This is a genomic window from Vibrio sp. ES.051 (genome assembly GCF_002563795.1).
Taxonomy (GTDB): Bacteria; Pseudomonadota; Gammaproteobacteria; order Enterobacterales; family Vibrionaceae; genus Vibrio.
The window spans coordinates 325,807-343,865 of record NZ_PDJL01000004.1 but is presented as its reverse complement, the minus strand read 5'-3'; the positions used below and the strand labels follow the sequence as shown (position 1 = coordinate 343,865).

At 45.7% G+C, this 18,059-nt stretch carries 14 protein-coding genes; 1 reads left to right on the top strand and 13 read right to left on the bottom strand.

Annotation, left to right across the window (positions count from 1 at the left end; all coding sequences use genetic code 11):
- The 6 genes from ftsB to rlmD all read right to left on the bottom strand — a co-directional run bounded on the left by ftsB (position 1) and on the right by rlmD (position 8,544).
- Positions 1-282 (bottom strand): cell division protein FtsB, encoded by a 282-nt coding sequence (gene ftsB / locus ATG66_RS08005; RefSeq protein WP_098414807.1) that lies wholly within the window; start codon positions 280-282, stop codon positions 1-3.
- Between the two features lie 226 nt (positions 283-508).
- Positions 509-1,810, bottom strand: a complete 1,302-nt coding sequence (gene eno, locus ATG66_RS08000) for a phosphopyruvate hydratase (protein WP_098414806.1) — start codon at positions 1,808-1,810, stop codon at positions 509-511.
- Between the two features lie 78 nt (positions 1,811-1,888).
- Positions 1,889-3,529, bottom strand: a complete 1,641-nt coding sequence (locus tag ATG66_RS07995) for a CTP synthase (protein WP_098414805.1) — start codon at positions 3,527-3,529, stop codon at positions 1,889-1,891.
- Positions 3,530-3,746: 217 nt separating this feature from the next.
- Complete coding sequence (gene mazG / locus ATG66_RS07990; protein WP_098414804.1) at positions 3,747-4,538, bottom strand: nucleoside triphosphate pyrophosphohydrolase; 792 nt, start codon at positions 4,536-4,538, stop codon at positions 3,747-3,749.
- A gap of 342 nt (positions 4,539-4,880) precedes the next feature.
- Entirely contained in the window at positions 4,881-7,100 is a 2,220-nt protein-coding gene (relA, locus tag ATG66_RS07985; RefSeq protein ID WP_098414803.1) for a GTP diphosphokinase, read from the bottom strand.
- Between the two features lie 124 nt (positions 7,101-7,224).
- Positions 7,225-8,544: a 23S rRNA (uracil(1939)-C(5))-methyltransferase RlmD gene (rlmD, locus tag ATG66_RS07980; protein WP_098414802.1), complete on the bottom strand. Its 1,320-nt coding sequence runs from the start codon at positions 8,542-8,544 to the stop codon at positions 7,225-7,227.
- 192 nt (positions 8,545-8,736) lie between these two features.
- Here rlmD and barA point away from each other — a divergent pair, with 192 nt between their 5' ends.
- A complete protein-coding gene (gene barA, locus ATG66_RS07975; RefSeq protein WP_098414801.1) occupies positions 8,737-11,523 on the top strand; it encodes a two-component sensor histidine kinase BarA in 2,787 nt (928 codons plus the stop codon).
- A 71-nt stretch (positions 11,524-11,594) separates the two neighbouring features.
- Here barA and acpS read toward each other — a convergent pair whose 3' ends face one another.
- The 7 genes from acpS to lepA form a co-directional block, all read right to left on the bottom strand.
- Complete coding sequence (gene acpS, locus ATG66_RS07970; RefSeq protein ID WP_098414800.1) at positions 11,595-11,975, bottom strand: holo-ACP synthase; 381 nt, start codon at positions 11,973-11,975, stop codon at positions 11,595-11,597.
- Between the two features lie 16 nt (positions 11,976-11,991).
- Positions 11,992-12,720, bottom strand: a complete 729-nt coding sequence (gene pdxJ / locus ATG66_RS07965) for a pyridoxine 5'-phosphate synthase (protein ID WP_098414799.1) — start codon at positions 12,718-12,720, stop codon at positions 11,992-11,994.
- Entirely contained in the window at positions 12,717-13,448 is a 732-nt protein-coding gene (recO, locus tag ATG66_RS07960) for a DNA repair protein RecO (protein WP_098414798.1), read from the bottom strand. The genes pdxJ and recO overlap by 4 nt, the downstream gene beginning before the upstream one ends.
- Positions 13,449-13,562: 114 nt before the next feature.
- Positions 13,563-14,525, bottom strand: coding sequence for a GTPase Era (era, locus tag ATG66_RS07955; RefSeq protein WP_098414797.1), 963 nt, complete (start codon positions 14,523-14,525; stop codon positions 13,563-13,565).
- Positions 14,518-15,195, bottom strand: coding sequence for a ribonuclease III (gene rnc, locus ATG66_RS07950; protein ID WP_098414796.1), 678 nt, complete (start codon positions 15,193-15,195; stop codon positions 14,518-14,520). The genes era and rnc overlap by 8 nt, the downstream gene beginning before the upstream one ends.
- A 25-nt stretch (positions 15,196-15,220) precedes the next feature.
- Positions 15,221-16,120: a signal peptidase I gene (gene lepB, locus ATG66_RS07945; protein ID WP_098414795.1), complete on the bottom strand. Its 900-nt coding sequence runs from the start codon at positions 16,118-16,120 to the stop codon at positions 15,221-15,223.
- Positions 16,121-16,224: 104 nt separating this feature from the next.
- Positions 16,225-18,018 (bottom strand): translation elongation factor 4, encoded by a 1,794-nt coding sequence (lepA, locus tag ATG66_RS07940; protein ID WP_098414794.1) that lies wholly within the window; start codon positions 18,016-18,018, stop codon positions 16,225-16,227.
- Positions 18,019-18,059 lie beyond the last annotated feature (41 nt).

The window sequence follows — 18,059 nt, the reverse complement described above, 5'->3', positions numbered from 1 at the left end:
TTAATGGTTTTCCTCACCTATAATGCGGTAAAAAGTCTCGCCATCTTTAATTAGCCCAAGTTCGTGACGCGCACGTTCTTCAATTGCATCAAGACCTTGTCTTAAGTCATCAATCTCAGCGAACATTTCTTTATTGCGCGCTTGTAGCTTGCTGTTCACTTGCTGCTGAACTTCAATTTCATCTTTTACTGTGTAGTAGTCAGACACTCCGTTCTTACCAAACCATAGAGTGTATTGAAGCAAGCCAAACAGTAGCGTAAGGGCTATAACAAAAATTCGCATATCGCTGCTAACATTCTGTACCGGAAGGAGTTAGATAAGGTGACATATATAGCATAAATGCGTGATTGCCTCTAGGGGAGAAGGGGAGACTCACGCACTCCTCACAGGAAATAAGCATGAAAATAAAGAAAGGCACCAAGCTATAGGTCTCCCATAAACAAAAACGCCCCGCGAATGCGAGGCGTTTTATCAAGCTATAAATCTAAGCAGTTAATTCAGTTAAGAATTAAGCTTGACCTTTTACTTCTTTAAGACCGTTGAAAGGAGCGCGCTCACCTAGAGCTTCCTCGATACGGATAAGTTGGTTGTACTTAGCAACACGGTCAGAACGGCTCATAGAACCCGTTTTGATTTGGCCTGCTGCAGTACCTACCGCTAGATCAGCGATCGTTGCATCTTCAGTTTCGCCACTGCGGTGTGAGATTACTGCTGTGTAACCTGCATCTTTAGCCATCTTGATTGCTGCTAGAGTCTCAGTTAGAGAACCGATTTGGTTGAACTTGATAAGGATAGAGTTAGCTACGCCTTTTTCAATACCTTCAGCAAGGATCTTAGTGTTTGTAACGAATAGGTCGTCACCAACTAGTTGAAGCTTATCGCCTAGAAGTTCAGTTTGGTGTTTGAAACCATCCCAATCTGACTCATCAAGACCATCTTCGATAGATACGATCGGGTATTGGTTCGCAAGATCTTGTAGGTAGAAGTTGAACTCTTCAGAAGTGAAGACTTTACCTTCGCCTTTCATGTTGTAGTTGCCAGCTTCTTTGTCGTAGAACTCAGATGCCGCACAGTCCATCGCTAGCGTTACGTCTTTACCTAATACGTAACCAGCCGCTTCTACTGCTTCTTGGATTGCAGCTAGGGCCGCAGCGTTAGACTCAAGGTTAGGAGCGAAACCACCTTCATCACCAACTGCCGTGCTTAGGCCTTTTGCTTTAAGAACTTTAGCTAGGTTGTGGAATACTTCAGCACCGATACGTAGACCTTCTTTAAGCGTCTTAGCACCAACTGGTTGGATCATGAACTCTTGGATGTCAACGTTGTTGTCTGCGTGCTCACCACCGTTGATGATATTCATCATTGGTAGAGGCATAGAGAACTGGCCTGGAGTGCCGTTAAGTTCAGCAACGTGCTCGTATAGAGGCATGCCTTTCGCAGCCGCAGCCGCTTTAGCGTTTGCTAGAGAAACCGCTAGGATAGCGTTAGCACCGAATTTAGATTTGTTTTCAGTACCGTCGAGTTCAATCATTACTGCGTCGATGGCAGCTTGGTCTTTCGCGTCTTTACCAACTAGAGCTTCAGCGATTGGGCCATTTACAGCTTCAACAGCTTTAAGAACACCTTTACCTAGGAAACGTGTTTTGTCACCGTCACGCAGCTCAAGAGCTTCGCGAGAACCTGTAGATGCGCCAGATGGTGCTGCCGCCATACCTACGAAACCGCCTTCTAGGTGTACTTCAGCTTCTACAGTAGGGTTACCACGTGAGTCGATGATTTCACGACCTAGAACTTTAACGATCTTAGACATTAATGTTTCCTCTCGTTTCAAATATAAATGTCAATTTTAAAGGGCAGCAGCACAACCTTCGCCGCCACCCGTATCCTTTTACTTCTCGAATTCGCCGCGTGCGTTTTGGCCCGCAGCTTTAACGAAACCGGCAAACAATGGGTGACCATCACGAGGCGTCGATGTGAATTCGGGATGGAACTGAGCCGCTACAAACCATGGGTGGTCTGGGTTCTCAATCATTTCCACTAATTTCTTGTCCGCAGACAGGCCAGACACTTTCAGACCTGCTTTCTCGATTTTCGGACGAAGAACGTTGTTCACTTCGTAACGATGACGGTGACGTTCGTGGATCGTCGCACTACCATATAGTTCACGAGCTTTCGTGCCCTTTTCTAGGTGACACAGCTGTGACCCAAGACGCATCGTCCCTCCAAGGTCGGACTTTTCAGTGCGCTCTTCTACGCTACCCGTCTCGTCTACCCACTCTGTGATCAAACCTACCACAGGGTACTTGGTTTCTTTGTTAAATTCGGTTGAATGTGCACCTTCCATACCCGCGACGTTGCGCGCGTATTCAATCAGGGCTACTTGCATACCCAAACAAATTCCTAGATAAGGCACTTTGTTTTCACGTGCGTATTGTGCTGCACGGATTTTACCTTCGATACCGCGATCGCCAAAGCCACCTGGAACTAGAATTGCGTCTAAGCCATCTAGAAGCTCAACGCCTTTTGTTTCAATATCTTGTGAATCTACATACTTAATTGTGACGCTCAGACGGTTTTTCAAGCCAGCGTGTTTAAGCGCTTCATTTACAGACTTATATGCATCTGGTAACTCAGTGTACTTACCCACCATCCCAATGGTGACTTCACCTATTGGGTTCGCTTCTTCGTAGATGACCTGTTCCCATTCAGCAAGGTTGGCTTCTGGTGCCGTAATACCAAAGCGTGTGCAAACGAGATCATCAAGCCCCTGAGACTTAATTAATTGCGGGATCTTGTAGATTGAATCCACGTCCTTCATTGAGATAACCGCTTTTTCTGAAACGTTACAGAATAGTGCGATTTTTTTACGTTCGTTGGCAGGGATAACACGATCGCTTCGGCAAACTAGGATATCTGGTTGAATACCAATAGATAGCAATTCTTTTACCGAGTGTTGCGTCGGTTTTGTTTTCACTTCGCCCGCAGCGGCTAGGTAAGGAACGAGAGTTAGGTGCATGAACATGGCACGCTCACGGCCAAGCTCTACGGCTAGCTGGCGAATCGCTTCCATGAACGGCAGTGATTCGATATCACCAACGGTGCCACCGACTTCGACGATGGCCACATCATGGCCTTCAGAGCCAGCAATGACACGGTCTTTGATCGCGTTAGTAATATGAGGAATAACCTGAATCGTTGCACCTAGGTAGTCACCGCGACGTTCTTTACGAAGAACATCGGCATAAACACGACCTGCTGTGAAGTTGTTACGCTTGGTCATTTTGGTGCGAATGAAACGTTCATAGTGACCAAGGTCAAGGTCTGTCTCTGCACCATCTTCCGTTACAAACACTTCACCGTGCTGAGTCGGGCTCATTGTGCCTGGATCAACGTTGATGTAAGGGTCAAGCTTCATCATCGTCACTTTAAGACCACGAGCTTCAAGAATAGCTGCAAGAGATGCTGCCGCAATACCTTTACCTAGAGAGGATACAACCCCGCCAGTAACAAAAATGTAATTTGTCGTCATGTTTAACCTGAAATTGGTTGAATGAGGGAAATGGAGTGCTTCTGGACGGGAGATAAATATACCAGAAGCTCCTTACCGCCACAACGTGAAATCTATCACACTGTGATTTTTTATTTTTTGCTTCAAATCAAAGTGAACAAAGAGAAACCAAAGTGCGCTTAAGTGTTCTAGTCAAACTTGTCTAATAATAACCGCCCCTAGGTGTTTTATTTCTCCCCTACTCTTCCTGCTTTACTTCGTCCCAAAAATGGTCAAGTTCAGATAACGAACAATCTGGAAGCGTTCTATTAGACTGTGCAACCTTGGCTTCAACCTGCTTGAAACGCCTAACAAATTTTAGGTTTGCTTTCCCCAATGCGACTTCTGGATCTTTATCAAGGTGGCGGGCTAAATTTACTGTCGCAAATAATAAATCGCCCAACTCTAACTCAACCTTTTCTTCATCAGGTTGAACTTGAAGCGCTTCTTCCATGACTTCTTCTATTTCCTCTTGAACCTTTGCCACCACAGGCCCAAGAGAATCCCAATCAAAGCCCACTTTCGCACATTTTTTCTGTATTTTTGTAGCACGAGAAAGTGCCGGCAAAGAGTTTGGTATTGAGTCTAGGATACTTTCTTCCGCTTTGCCTACCTGCGCTTTTTCTTTTGCTTTTTCGGCTTCCCAGTTGGCGTTAATTTCCTCGTCCGATTCAAACTCAACACCTGAAAAAACATGCGGATGGCGACGAGTCAACTTTTCGTTCACGGTTTCAACCACATCAGTGAGTTCAAACAGTTCCTGCTCTTTCGCCATCTGGCTGTAAAAAATCACCTGAAACAATAAGTCGCCAAGCTCTTCTTTGAGGTTTGCCCAGTCTCGGTTTTGGATCGCATCCACCACTTCGTAAGTTTCTTCGATGGTGTGCGGAACGATGGTGTCAAAGGTTTGGTTTAAGTCCCAAGGGCAACCGCTTTCTGGGTCACGCAACTTCGCCATAATTTGTTCTAATTGTTCAATTGGATGACTCATTTTCTGTTCCTTTAAACCTTTCTATCTAAAGAAAAAGGTGAGTAGTCAAAACCACTCACCTTCTACATTATATTTTCTCAGCAGCTTTCACTAAGGAATTGTTACTTTGACAGGCAACAAGTTTTCGCGACTCCTGAGCATAGCTCTCCTGCTTGAGCAAGCATTCCGGAAACAAGTGAAACCAGAGCAGTTAGAAAGCCTAATGCGATGTATGCGTAACTCTCTAAATAGTTGAAGCTGTAGCTAGGCGACAAACAAACGAGACTCCTGAGCATGGTTTACCATGTGATGGAGCGAGTGCGTGCAGTCAACAACGCTACAACGATAACTATGACGAGAGTTTTAGCCGAGGCGTTTCACAGTCACCACATCCTTGATCTGCTCAACACGCTTCGATACCCGAGACAGCACCTCAATATTGGTCATCTCTAGGTCAAAATCCATGACGGCAAGCTGACGACGATAATCGACACGATTTTTCATACTGGTGACTTTTATTTTTTCGTTGGCAAATAGTGTGGTGATGTCTTTCAGTAGACCGCTACGCTCCATCGCTTCGACCCGTACGGTGAGGATGTATGAACCGACGAAGCCACTCCCCCAGACGGTATCGATAATACGCTCTGGCGCGTGGTGACGAAGTTCTTCTAACTGCTCACAATCACTGCGGTGAACGGAGATACCGCGACCTTGGGTGATGTAACCACAGATGTTGTCACCTGGGATGGGCTGACAACAGCGCGCGAGGTGGGTCATCAGGTTATCGACCCCTTCAACGACGACGGCATCTTTCTTCGGGCGGCTTTGTGCTGGCGCTCTGTGTCCGGCTTCTTGCAGTTTCTCTAGCGCTTGTTGGTCTTCTTCTTCTGCGGTCGGTTTATTAACCAAAGCATTGATATGGTTAATGATCTGGTTGATGCGTAAATCACCACTTCCCACTCCGACATAGAGCTCATCGGGTGTTTTAATGTTAAAACGCTTAAGTGCGTAATGCTCAGCATCTTTTAGCTTTGCGCCAATTTTCGCCAGTTCTTGCTCAAGAATCTCACGGCCAGCCTCAAGGTTTTTTTCACGGCTTTGCTTGCGGAACCAAGCATTAATTTTCGCGCGTGCACGCCCTGAATGAACGAAGCCCAAGGATGGATTTAACCAGTCACGTGAAGGGTTGGGTTCTTTTGAGGTTATGATCTCAACTTGATCGCCCATGTGAAGCTTATGAGTGAACGGGACAATTCGCCCACCCACTTTGGCGCCAATACAACGATGCCCCACTTCGGAGTGAATATGGTACGCAAAATCGAGTGGCGTTGCGCCCATTGGTAAGTCAACCACGTCACCGCGCGGCGTAAACGCGTAAACGCGGTCATCAAACACTTGACTGCGTAGCTCATCCAGCATTTCGCCGGAGTCGGACATTTCTTCTTGCCAATCAAGCAGTTTACGCAGCCAGGTGATTTTTTCATCGTAACCACTACGGCTGCTTGCCCCCTCTTTATATTTCCAGTGCGCGGCTACACCGAGCTCGGACTCTTCATGCATTTGCTTAGTACGAATCTGGATCTCAATGGTTTTACCTTCAGGCCCTAGAATGACGGTGTGGATCGATTGGTACCCGTTTGGCTTGGGGTTGGCGACATAATCGTCGAACTCACTCGGTAAATGCTTGTATTTGGTATGAACCACCCCTAACGCGGCGTAACAGTCTTGCAGTTTATCAGCGATGATACGGACCGCTCGTACATCAAACAGCTCGTCGAACGCCAAGCTTTTCTTCTGCATTTTGCGCCAAATGCTGTAGATGTGTTTAGGACGGCCGCTGACTTCTGCATTGATGCCTGAGGTTTCCATCTCGTGAGTCAGATCTTCAATAAAGTCTTTGATGTACTGTTCACGAACAATACGACGCTCTGACAGCTGTTTGGCAATTTTTTTGTAGGTCTCTGGTTGCTGATAACGGAAAGCGTAATCTTCAATTTCCCACTTCAGCTGACCAATACCAAGACGGTTGGCCAGAGGCGCGTAAATGTTGGCACACTCTTTTGCGGCAGCACGTCGAACCTCGTCCGGTGCCTTTTTAACTTCAATCAGGTTGCAAATTCGTTCCGCTAGCTTGATAACCACGCAGCGGAAGTCATCAACCATCGCAAGCAACATGCGACGCACGTTGTCGACTTGAGACGATGCTGCGCTGCCTTCCATGTTGACGTTAAGCTGGCCAATCGCAGCCATTTCTTCAACGCCATCGATTAATTTCATGGTTTCTTTGCTGTATTTTTCTTCCAGAATTTCTCTGTTAAAAGCACGACTTGAAACCAAAGGAAACAGCTGCGCAGCCACTAAAGTCGCTTTATCCATGGACAAGGTGACCAGTATTTCGATCATTTCTCGCCCACGCCACAACAACAACTCCGCTTGATCGTGATCAGCCAACATCGTTTGGCAATCTCGATACACTTCGATTAAGCGTGAAGCTGTGTTCTTCTCTTGCCCTAGGCTAGCCACCCAACGTTCGAGTTCAAACTGTTCATTTTGGTTTAAATGCGCGCTTCTTACCGCAACCATCTCATCATCCTAATTATTATATTCGTGTGGTTTGACTAACACCGTCCAGGTTAGTTCTTTGCCTGCGTTTTAAACACTGGCTTTATGACCACCCACCACAAATAAGGGGCCAACGTCCTAGGAATTAGGACTTTTCAAACAGTGCCATCGATTCTAGATGGCTGGTATGAGGGAACATGTCCAACATGCCTAGTTTGGTTAATTTGTAGCCTTGCGCTATCAGGCTCTGGCTGTCCCTAGCAAGGGTAGCAGGATTACAAGAAACATAAACTACACGCCGCGCGCCAAGCTCCGAAACTTGATCGATGATCCCACTCGCACCCGCACGTGCTGGGTCTAACAGAACTTTATCAAACTGCTCCATCGCCCACGTTTGACCTTCAAAACCTTGCTCAAGGTTAGCGTGATAAAACTGCGCGTTATTGATGTGGTTCAAGGATGCATTGTTTACGGCTTTTTCGACCATCTCTGCTACCCCTTCAACACCGACAACATGCTTAACTAATTTTGCCATTGGTAAACTGAAGTTACCTAACCCGCAAAATAAATCTAACACCCGATCGTTTTGTTTCGGGTCTAACCACTCAACCGCTTGTTTGACCATTTGTTGGTTCACCGCTTGATTAACTTGAATGAAGTTATTCGGTGAAAACGGGATCTTTACCCCCGTTTCTTGATAAAAAGGCGCCTCACCTTCAACGAGGTCGAGTTGATCTGTTGCTGGCATCAAGTACAGCGACGCGTGATGACGTTCGGCTAACTCGATTAAGGCACCAGTTTCATCTTTCGTTAGTTTGCCCAAATGGCGTAGCGTGATACAGGGACCATTATCACCAAGCACTAACTCTATATGACCAAGTTGCTCTGGTTTGTTGAATGCTTTCAGCACCAAGTAAAGCTCAGGCAATAGCACATTTAACTCAGGCGCCAATACCGGACAATCGGTCACTTGCGCGATTTGTTTACTTTGCTTTTGACGAAAGCCAAAGTGCAACTGTCGTGTTTTCTTGTCGACAAATAAACTCACTCGTGCACGTCGACGATAAGCATACGAGTCACCTAATATCGGCGTATCTAATTCAATCTCACGGCCAGCGAATTTTCGCATTAGCTGACGCAACGTTTGTTGTTTGTGCGTCAATTGTTGATCATAATCTAGGTGCTGCAAGTCACATCCCCCACACTTATGATAATGCGGACAGAAAGGTTCGACGCGTACGTCACTAGGCTTAAGGATTTTGATCAGTTGACCACGAGCAAATTTACTTTTTTCTTCCACTAATTGCGTGACGACTTCTTCACCCGGCAAGGCGCCATCAATAAATAGCGGCTTATTCTTCAGATAAGCAATACCTGACCCGTGGTGATCTAAACGTTCCACTTGTACCGCTTGATGACGAGTATTGAGTTGGGTTTTCTTTTTAGGTTGGAAGATACGTGCCATGCTCTGTGCCTGATTTATGTCTAATTGCCCTACGGCTTCACTATTCTTGATTGCAGCCGTTGTGTGATTCGAGTGACTTGATTATGCTTACCGTTTATTCGGTGACGTCACTTCTTTGCTCAAGGCTTTATCGTGCACTTGAGAAATAATGCGTTATTTTCCCATATCCCGACTCCGATGTAATTAGATAACATGACCAGATATGGCTTACGAGCACGTGTAATTACGCTGACTCTCGCTCCCACTCTCATCATTGGCTTATTACTGAGCGGTTTTTTCTCGTTTAACCGCTACCAAGACCTTGAGAAACAAGTTATCACCACAGGTAATAGCATCATTGAACCGCTTGCGATTGCCAGTGAAACTCATCTGCTTTCAGAAAGCCGTGAAACCGTGCGTCGCTTGATCAGCTACGCACATCGTAAAAACTCCAAACTGGTACGCAGTATTGCAGTGTTTGACGAATATCATGAACTCTTTGTTACTTCTAATTTCCATCCTAATTTTGAAACCTTAATGTTTCCTAAAGGGAAACCGATCCCACAATTGGGCAATTCGGAAATCTATGACAACTCACTGATATTACGCGTACCTATCTTATCCGAAGGCCACTATTTATCTGAGCTATCAAGTAAGAGTCAAGGCACAAAAGCGATTGGTTATATCGCAGTTGAGTTAGATCTCTCGTCCTTGAGACTGCAACAATACCAAGAGATCTTCTCGGCATTTTTAGTTCTGATACTCGGTCTTGGCCTTGCGAGTGTGTTTGCTTCACGTTTAATGCACGATGTAACCCAGCCGATCACCCATATGAAGAATGTGGTTGACCGCATTCGTCGTGGTCACTTGGACGTGCGTATCGAAGGCAAGATGCATGGTGAATTAGACCAATTGAAAAACGGCATTAACGCGATGGCTGTTTCGCTATCGGAGTACCACGTAGAGATGCAGCACAGTATAGACCAAGCGACTTCGGACTTGCGTGAAACACTTGAACAACTTGAAATCCAGAACGTGGAGCTGGACATTGCCAAGAAGCGAGCCCAAGAAGCCGCCCGTGTGAAATCCGAGTTCTTGGCGAACATGTCTCACGAGCTGCGCACTCCGCTCAACGGCGTGATTGGTTTTACCCGCCAAATGCTCAAAACTCAGCTCTCGAATAGCCAAACTGATTATCTTCAGACGATTGAGAAGTCGGCGAATAACCTGCTTAACATCATCAATGACATTCTCGATTTCTCGAAATTGGAGGCCGGTAAACTCGCTCTAGAAAACATTCCGTTTGATTTCCGTGAAAGTTTGGAAGAAGTCATCAACCTGCAAGCCACCAGTGCTCATGAGAAAGGGCTGGAAATCACCCTAAAAGTGGATCCAAAGATCCCGCCGGGTCTTGTGGGCGATCCACTACGTATCCAACAGGTGCTGACGAATTTAATCGGTAACTCGATTAAATTTACTGAGCGAGGCAACATTGATATGAGTGTTGAAATGCGTTCTCAGTCTGGTGATTCCGTTGAGCTACAATTTATGGTTCGCGATACCGGCATCGGCATTTCAGAACGTCAGCAAGCACAGTTATTCCAAGCATTTAGCCAAGCGGATGCCAGCATTTCTCGTCGCTATGGCGGCACAGGCTTAGGCCTGGTAATTACCCAAAAATTAGTCAGCCAAATGGGGGGGGAGATCAGCCTAACCAGCCGTCTGCACCAAGGTTCAACTTTCTGGTTTACCCTGCGACTCAACTCAACAGAAATGCCGATGAGTGATCTGATTGAAGCCGACTTACTCATGGGTAAACAGCTGCTACTGATTGAACCGAATATGCAAGCAGCGACAGTCACTCAAAAAATTCTCAGTCAAGAAGGTATTTTAGTCACCTACCGCTCTTCGCTACCTGAAAATGATGAGCAATACGATTACATCTTGCTGAATTTAGCGGCCAACCAAACTTATGATGAACAAGTTGTGACCCCTTGGATAGAGCAAGCTAAGCGTATGGCTCCAAGTATCATTATGGGCATACCGAGCACTGAGCTAGCACTCGCCGATCAAATCATGACCGCTCATCAGGTTCAGTGTCTGACCAAACCATTGTCTCGACGTAAGTTACTTCAAAGCTTAATCAGTGAGCATGTCGAATCACCTCCAAAATTGCTTGCTCCAATCAGCCCCACAGAAAGTGAGCGTTTACCTCTTTCTGTGTTAGCGGTCGATGATAACCCAGCAAACTTGAAGCTTATCTCGGCCCTGCTTCGTGAACGAGTAGACACCGTAACGGCATGCAGCAATGGCCAGCAAGCCGTTAATCTCGCCACAGAGAAGAAGTACGATTTAATCTTCATGGATATTCAAATGCCCCAGATGGATGGTGTGACCGCTTGTAAGCACATTAAGCTACTGGAACTGAATAAAGATACGCCAGTTATCGCGGTAACCGCCCACGCCATGGCAGGAGAAAGAGGTCGCCTCCTCTCTGCTGGAATGGATGACTATCTCACCAAACCAATTGAAGAACATGTGCTGCAACAGGTTTTGGTTCACTGGAACCCAAATGCTTGTACAGAAAGCGTGGATAAAGTAGCTCCGTCTTATGTCGATGAGCAAGAAAACCAGTCTTCTCAGGTTCAACAGGATATGATCATCGATTGGCCAGCCGCTTTAAAGCAAAGTGCCAATAAAGAAGACTTAGCCAAAGACATGTTAAAAATGTTGATCGATTTTATTCCCGAGGTAGAGGAAATCGTCGATCAAACACTAGAACAAGAAGACATCTCTCGTGACGACCTGATCCATGTCATTCATAAACTACATGGCAGCAGCTCCTATTGCGGCGTGCCAAGGCTCAAGTCACTCTGCGCGACTCTTGAACAGGCCCTACGCTCAGGAGTCAGTATTGAAGAGGTCGAGCCGGAAATGTTCGAACTACAAGATGAAATGATTAAAGTCACGACCACTGCAAAGTTATACCTCGAGCAATAATTCGATTTCGATACAAAAAAAGCCAGTGCATTTGCTCTGGCTTTTTCGTATTTGATTTGAGTGTATTATCACTAGGATTCTAAAATCACGGTTGCTACTGCATAGTGGCGTTCATCGGAAATGGATAGATGAATATGATTTACCCCCAGCGAATCCGCCATCTGCTTTGCGACTCCAGACAACGAGAGTACAGGTTTACCAAAGTCATCATTAGAGATTGTAAAATCGTGGAACGTAATACCTTTAGCTATCCCCGTCCCTAATGCTTTGGAGGCTGCCTCTTTCACCGCAAAACGCTTGGCTAGATAGCGTCCTTTTTGCTTTTGTTGGGCAAATTTGTTGAGCTCCCCTTCTGACAGAATACGTAAAGCAAATGATTCACCACTGCGATTCAGTGCCTTTTCGATACGCTCAATTTCCGCAATGTCGGTACCTAAGCCTATAATCGCCATTACATTCGCCCAGTTATTAACGCACCGCGATCATTAGCGCTTTCATGTCAGCAACGGCCTTTTCCAAGCCATCAAACACAGCACGACCAATAATTGAATGACCAATGTTCAACTCGTAAATCTCTGGCAGCGCAGCGATTGGCGCCACGTTGTGGTAAGTCAGGCCATGCCCAGCATTCACAATAATTCCAAGGTCATGGGCATAGCTTGCACCAGCTGAGATTTTCTTTAACTCTGCTTGCTGTTCATCTTCGGTGCTTGCATCCGCGTATTGGCCTGTGTGAAGTTCAATAAATGGCGCGCCACATCTTTTCGCCGCTTCAATCTGCTGACGGTCAGCATCAATAAACAACGACACTTTGATGCCCGCGTCTGTTAGCTGTTGGGTTGCGGCTTTGATTTTTTCTAGTTGACCAACGACATCGAGTCCGCCTTCTGTGGTCAATTCTTCACGTTTCTCCGGTACTAAACAAACGAACTCAGGCTTAATCTGTAGTGCAATTTCAACCATTTCATCCGTGACGGCCATCTCTAAATTCATGCGCGTTTGAATGGTTTCACGCAGAATACGTACATCACGATCCAAAATATGACGACGGTCTTCTCGCAAGTGAATCGTGATACCGTCCGCACCTGCTCGCTCGGCAATGTCTGCAGCATGGACAGGGTCTGGGTATTTTGTACCACGTGCATTACGTAGAGTGGCAATATGATCGATATTGACGCCTAAATAAATTGAGCTCATTTTCCGTTACTCCGTGCTCTGGGGGTCTGAATGAACAATTCACGACTTTTTAAAGGTTTACCGCCAAGATACGGCTTTAAGGCTATACGTGTAAAGCGTTTTGCGGCTTTTAGCTGCTCTTTAGTGACAAACCGACGCTCACTGATAGCAATCAGTTCATTGCCTGCAAATGTCAGGTTATCGCGCCTCACAGAGGCAATGAACCCTTTTTGTTCCCGGTAGCGATAAGTCATTGCTGGATCGACAGGTTCTCCGGTCCCTGCACAATGCAAAAAATCGACGCCATACCCCATCGAAGACAATAAGGCTAATTCAAACCGACGCAGAGCAGGCTCTGGATTCTCGTTGTGGGCCAATTCCGTCAATACATGCAAATAATCATGAAACATCGCAGGCATTGGTACCTCAGCCATTAAAACACGACCGATCAACTCATTAACGTACATCGCAGAGTAAAGGTTTATTCCTATGAGTGGTAACCCCAGGCTAATGGGCTCTGCTTGTCGTAAGGTTTTCATCGAACCTTTACCTGACCATTTGAGCAGCAAAGGCGTAAAGGGCTGCAATGCGCCTTTTAAATTTGAACGCTTACTGCGTGCGCCTTTAGCCATCAACGTAATACGTCCATATTCCTCACTGAATACATCAAGAATTAAACTCGATTCGCTATAAGAACGCCGATGCAATACAAAACAACGCTGTAACCCTTCTGCAGATAAATTGCTCATCTAAGTCAATGTGCCTAAAAAGTGTTAAATAAAAAATAAGGAGCCAAGCGGCTCCTTATTTTAATCGATATTAATTTTTTATCGATATTGAAACGAAGTCTCTTCGCCGCAAGTTTATAGATCGTCGATGTAACCCAGTGAGCGCAGTGCACGTTCGTCATCAGCCCAACCAGATTTCACTTTGACCCACGTTTCTAGATAAACCTTCCGCCCAAACAGCTCTTCCATGTCTAAGCGGGCTTCGCGACCAATGGTTTTAATCTTCTCACCACCTTTACCAATCACCATTTTCTTCTGACCATTACGTTCAACAAGAATCAAGGCATTGATATGGAAACCGTCCGTTTCCGGGTTATAGTCAAAACGCTCAATTTCAACGGTCACGGAATATGGCAACTCCTCACCGGTGAAACGCATTAGCTTTTCACGAACAATTTCCGATGCCATAAAACGCTGTGAACGATCCGTCACATACTCTTCAGGAAAATGGTGCGTGGCTTTCGGCAAGTGAGCGCGTACATGTTTACGCAGAACATCGATGTTCTTACCTTGTGTTGCCGAGATTGGCACCACATCAACGAAGTCCATCCTCTTTGACAGCTCCATCATGTGTAGCATCACGTCATTACGATCTTTTACGTTATCAACCTTATTCACGCAAAGTACCACTGGGAAATTCGACTTTTGAAGTTTGGTCAAGACCATCTCATCGTCGTTGGTCCAGTGCGTCCCATCTACCAAGAAGAGCACTAAGTTGACATCGCTCAACGAGGAGTTCGCCGCACGATTCATCAACCGGTTGATCGCTCGTTTTTCTTCAATATGAAGACCCGGCGTATCCACGTAGATCGCTTGGTAATCACCATCCGTGTCCACACCCATGATGCGGTGACGTGTCGTTTGTGGCTTACGTGAAGTAATCGAGATTTTCTGACCTAAGATTTTGTTCAGAAGCGTTGATTTACCCACGTTAGGACGACCAACAATGGCGATGAAGCCACAATGTTGGTTCTCTGGAGTGCTTTGCTCACCGTGTGATGCAAAAAATGTATCAATATCGAATTCGTTATCAGCCATTAGTTAATTGCTCAAGTGCTGTTTCTGCCGCCGCCTGCTCTGCCTTGCGACGACTAGTGCCTTTACCGATTACAGGTTTATCCACACCTGCAATTTCACACTCAACCGTGAACTCTTGGTTGTGCGCTTCACCTTTAATATTAGTCACTGTGTAAACAGGCAACGGTTTTCTTGTGCCTTGCAGGAACTCTTGTAGGCGAGTTTTGGGGTCTTTTTGTGATACGCCAGGTTGAATGGCTTCAAGACGCGAATTGTACCAACTCAGTACAATATCACGTACTTTTTCAAGATCACTATCAAGGTAAATCGCACCAATAATGGCTTCTACCGCATCGGCTAGAATAGAGTCTCGGCGGAAACCGCCACTCTTCAATTCACCTGGACCTAATTTTAAATAATCTCCTAGATCGAATTCACGACCCAGTTCCGCCAATGTATGTCCGCGAACCAAAGTAGCACGCATACGGCTCATATCGCCTTCGTTCACTTTTGGAAAACGATGGTATAGTTCATCAGCGATGACAAAACTTAAAATTGAATCGCCCAGAAACTCAAGACGTTCATTATGCTTACTATTGGCGCTGCGGTGAGTCAGCGCCAAATTGATAAGCTCGGCATCTCTAAATGGGTAGCCGAGCTGTCGCTCTAGTTTATCAATTGGAGAATTCATACTCTCTCGATATAGATATAAATGGTTAGTGAATGCCACCGATGCGGTTAAAACGCACACCAGTTGGGATCCATGAAGGTAAAACGCTATCTGCGCCACGCTCAAACTCGAAGCTGATCCAAATGGCCACAGCTTTGCCGACTAGATTTGCTTCAGGAACAAAGCCCCAATATCGGCTATCAGCACTGTTATCACGGTTATCACCCATCACAAAGTACTGACCTTGTGGTACAACCCATTCTGTAGTACCGCGACGTGGAAAGTATTGTTCCACCCGGTTGCGAATAAGAGGGTTGACCAAAATATTATGTTCAACGTTACCCAACTTTTCATCCAGTTGGATCATTGGGATCCCGTTTGAAATAAACTGACTCTCTTCAACATTACTCAATTTCACTGGCTTACAAGTAGACTCACCCTTGCTTTGAATACACACCTGCTTATCACTTGAGTAACGTACGATATCACCAGGTAGACCAACGACCCGCTTGATATAGTCAATACTTGGTTGTGGCGGGTATTTAAATACCACGATATCGCCACGTTCTGGCTTACCAGTTTCGACCAATTGCGTGCGCCATACTGGATCTTTTAAACCGTATGCGTATTTCTCAACCAAAATGAAATCACCAACTAATAAGGTTGGCATCATTGAGCCTGACGGAATTTGAAAAGGTTCGTAGATAAAGGAGCGTAATACCAAAACAAAGGCAATTACCGGAAAAATAGACACGCTATTTTCAACCCACCAAGGCTGGCGCTCTACTTGTTGTAACGTCACCGCATCTAAGCCGTTTGTCGTCTGTGCTTGGATCTCAGCCAGTTTTGCTTGACGCTTCTTGGCAAACAACAGTTTTTCCAACAGCCAAACAACCCCGGTTACCAAGGTTACGATAACTAGAATCAGTGAGAATGTATTCGCCATTAAATTCCCTTATCTAAAAATACGAAAGTGAAAGAGCCTAAACCCTTTCACTTATTTTAATATCTAACGTCTTAAGACCAACAAGTGTGAGACAAAGTTCAACTCTAGTCTTTTCCTACGTGAAGGATGGCTAGGAACGCTTCTTGCGGTAACTCAACGTTACCGATTTGTTTCATGCGCTTCTTACCTTCTTTCTGTTTCTTCAGAAGTTTTTTCTTACGGCTTACGTCACCACCATAACATTTCGCGATTACGTTTTTACGTAGCTGTTTCACAGTAGAACGCGCAATGATGTGGTTACCAATAGCAGCCTGAATTGCGATATCAAACATCTGACGAGGAATAAATTCTTTCATCTTCTCCACCAGCTGTCGACCACGAGTCTGCGCCTGATCTTTATGAGTGATCATGGCAAGTGCATCGACTTTGTCACCATTTAGCAATACGTCGACACGTACCATATCCGACATATCAAAGCGCTGGAAGTTGTAATCCAGAGATGCATAACCACGCGAAGTAGACTTTAGACGGTCGAAGAAATCGAGTACAACTTCTGCCATTGGAATATCATAAGTGACTGCAACTTGGTTACCGTGGTAAACCATATCAACCTGAGAACCGCGCTTCTCAACACACAGTGTAATTACGTTACCTAGGTAGTCTGATGGCACAAGAATATTACAACGTGCGATAGGTTCACGGATCTCTTCGATGTCATTGATTGCAGGTAATTTTGCTGGGCTATCAACGTACAGCATTTCACCGTCAGTCTTTTTAACTTCGTATACTACCGTTGGCGCCGTTGTAATTAGGTCGAGGTCGTATTCACGCTCTAAACGCTCTTGGATGATTTCCATGTGCAACATACCAAGGAAACCACAACGAAAACCAAAACCGAGCGCGGCAGAGTTTTCTGGCTCGTAGAACAATGATGCATCGTTCAGGCTTAGCTTACCTAACGCATCACGGAAGTTTTCATAGTCATCAGATGATACAGGGAATAGACCGGCGTATACCTGTGGTTTTACTTTCTTAAAGCCAGGTAAAGGAGTCTCGCACCCATTTTTAGCCAGAGTCAGGGTATCACCTACTGGTGCGCCAAGGATGTCTTTAATACCACAAACCACCCAACCTACTTCGCCAGTACGAAGAATTTCGGTGTCCACCCGTTTTGGTGTAAAAATACCTAAACGGTCGACCCCCCAAACTTGGCCAGTGCTCATGACCTTGATCTTGTCGTTCTTCTTCAACTGGCCATTTTTAATCCGAACCAAAGAGACAACACCAAGATAGTTATCGAACCATGAGTCAATGATCAACGCTTGTAACGGCGCATCAGGATCACCTTCTGGCGCTGGAATCGCTGATACGATATTTTCTAACACGTCGTCGACACCCAAACCGGTTTTTGCAGAACATCGGGTGGCGTCCATCGCATCGATACCAACGATTTCTTCAATTTCTTCTGCTACGCGATCAGGGTCTGCGGCAGGCAAGTCGATTTTGTTCAGGATTGGAATAACTTCCAAATCCATTTCGATCGCGGTGTAACAGTTAGCCAGTGTCTGTGCTTCTACACCTTGACCTGCATCCACTACTAGTAATGCGCCTTCACAAGCAGCGAGAGAACGTGATACTTCATACGCAAAGTCAACGTGTCCCGGAGTATCGATGAAGTTCAGCTGATACGTTTCACCATCTTTAGCGGTGTAGTTTAGCGTCACACTCTGAGATTTGATGGTGATACCACGCTCACGTTCAAGATCCATTGAATCCAGAACCTGTGCGGCCATTTCACGTTCGGTTAATCCGCCACAAACTTGGATTAGACGGTCTGATAGGGTCGACTTACCATGGTCGATGTGGGCGATAATCGAAAAGTTACGAATGTGCTTCATAGATTTAGGGTGACTAACTCTTTACAAATGGGAACAGTAAG

Excerpts from the sequence above, each read along its gene's own strand:
- lepA (WP_098414794.1), bottom strand. The coding sequence starts at position 18,018 with ATGAAGCACATTCGTAACTTTTCGATTATCGCCCACATCGACCATGGT.
- rlmD (WP_098414802.1), bottom strand. The coding sequence starts at position 8,544 with ATGGCACGTATCTTCCAACCTAAAAAGAAAACCCAACTCAATACTCGT.
- acpS (WP_098414800.1), bottom strand. The coding sequence starts at position 11,975 with ATGGCGATTATAGGCTTAGGTACCGACATTGCGGAAATTGAGCGTATC.
- ftsB (WP_098414807.1), bottom strand. The coding sequence starts at position 282 with ATGCGAATTTTTGTTATAGCCCTTACGCTACTGTTTGGCTTGCTTCAA.
- eno (WP_098414806.1), bottom strand. The coding sequence starts at position 1,810 with ATGTCTAAGATCGTTAAAGTTCTAGGTCGTGAAATCATCGACTCACGT.
- mazG (WP_098414804.1), bottom strand. The coding sequence starts at position 4,538 with ATGAGTCATCCAATTGAACAATTAGAACAAATTATGGCGAAGTTGCGT.
- pdxJ (WP_098414799.1), bottom strand. The coding sequence starts at position 12,720 with ATGAGCTCAATTTATTTAGGCGTCAATATCGATCATATTGCCACTCTA.
- relA (WP_098414803.1), bottom strand. The coding sequence starts at position 7,100 with ATGGTTGCGGTAAGAAGCGCGCATTTAAACCAAAATGAACAGTTTGAA.
- rnc (WP_098414796.1), bottom strand. The coding sequence starts at position 15,195 with ATGAATTCTCCAATTGATAAACTAGAGCGACAGCTCGGCTACCCATTT.
- era (WP_098414797.1), bottom strand. The coding sequence starts at position 14,525 with ATGGCTGATAACGAATTCGATATTGATACATTTTTTGCATCACACGGT.
- recO (WP_098414798.1), bottom strand. The coding sequence starts at position 13,448 with ATGAGCAATTTATCTGCAGAAGGGTTACAGCGTTGTTTTGTATTGCAT.
- lepB (WP_098414795.1), bottom strand. The coding sequence starts at position 16,120 with ATGGCGAATACATTCTCACTGATTCTAGTTATCGTAACCTTGGTAACC.
- barA (WP_098414801.1), top strand. The coding sequence starts at position 8,737 with ATGACCAGATATGGCTTACGAGCACGTGTAATTACGCTGACTCTCGCT.
- ATG66_RS07995 (WP_098414805.1), bottom strand. The coding sequence starts at position 3,529 with ATGACGACAAATTACATTTTTGTTACTGGCGGGGTTGTATCCTCTCTA.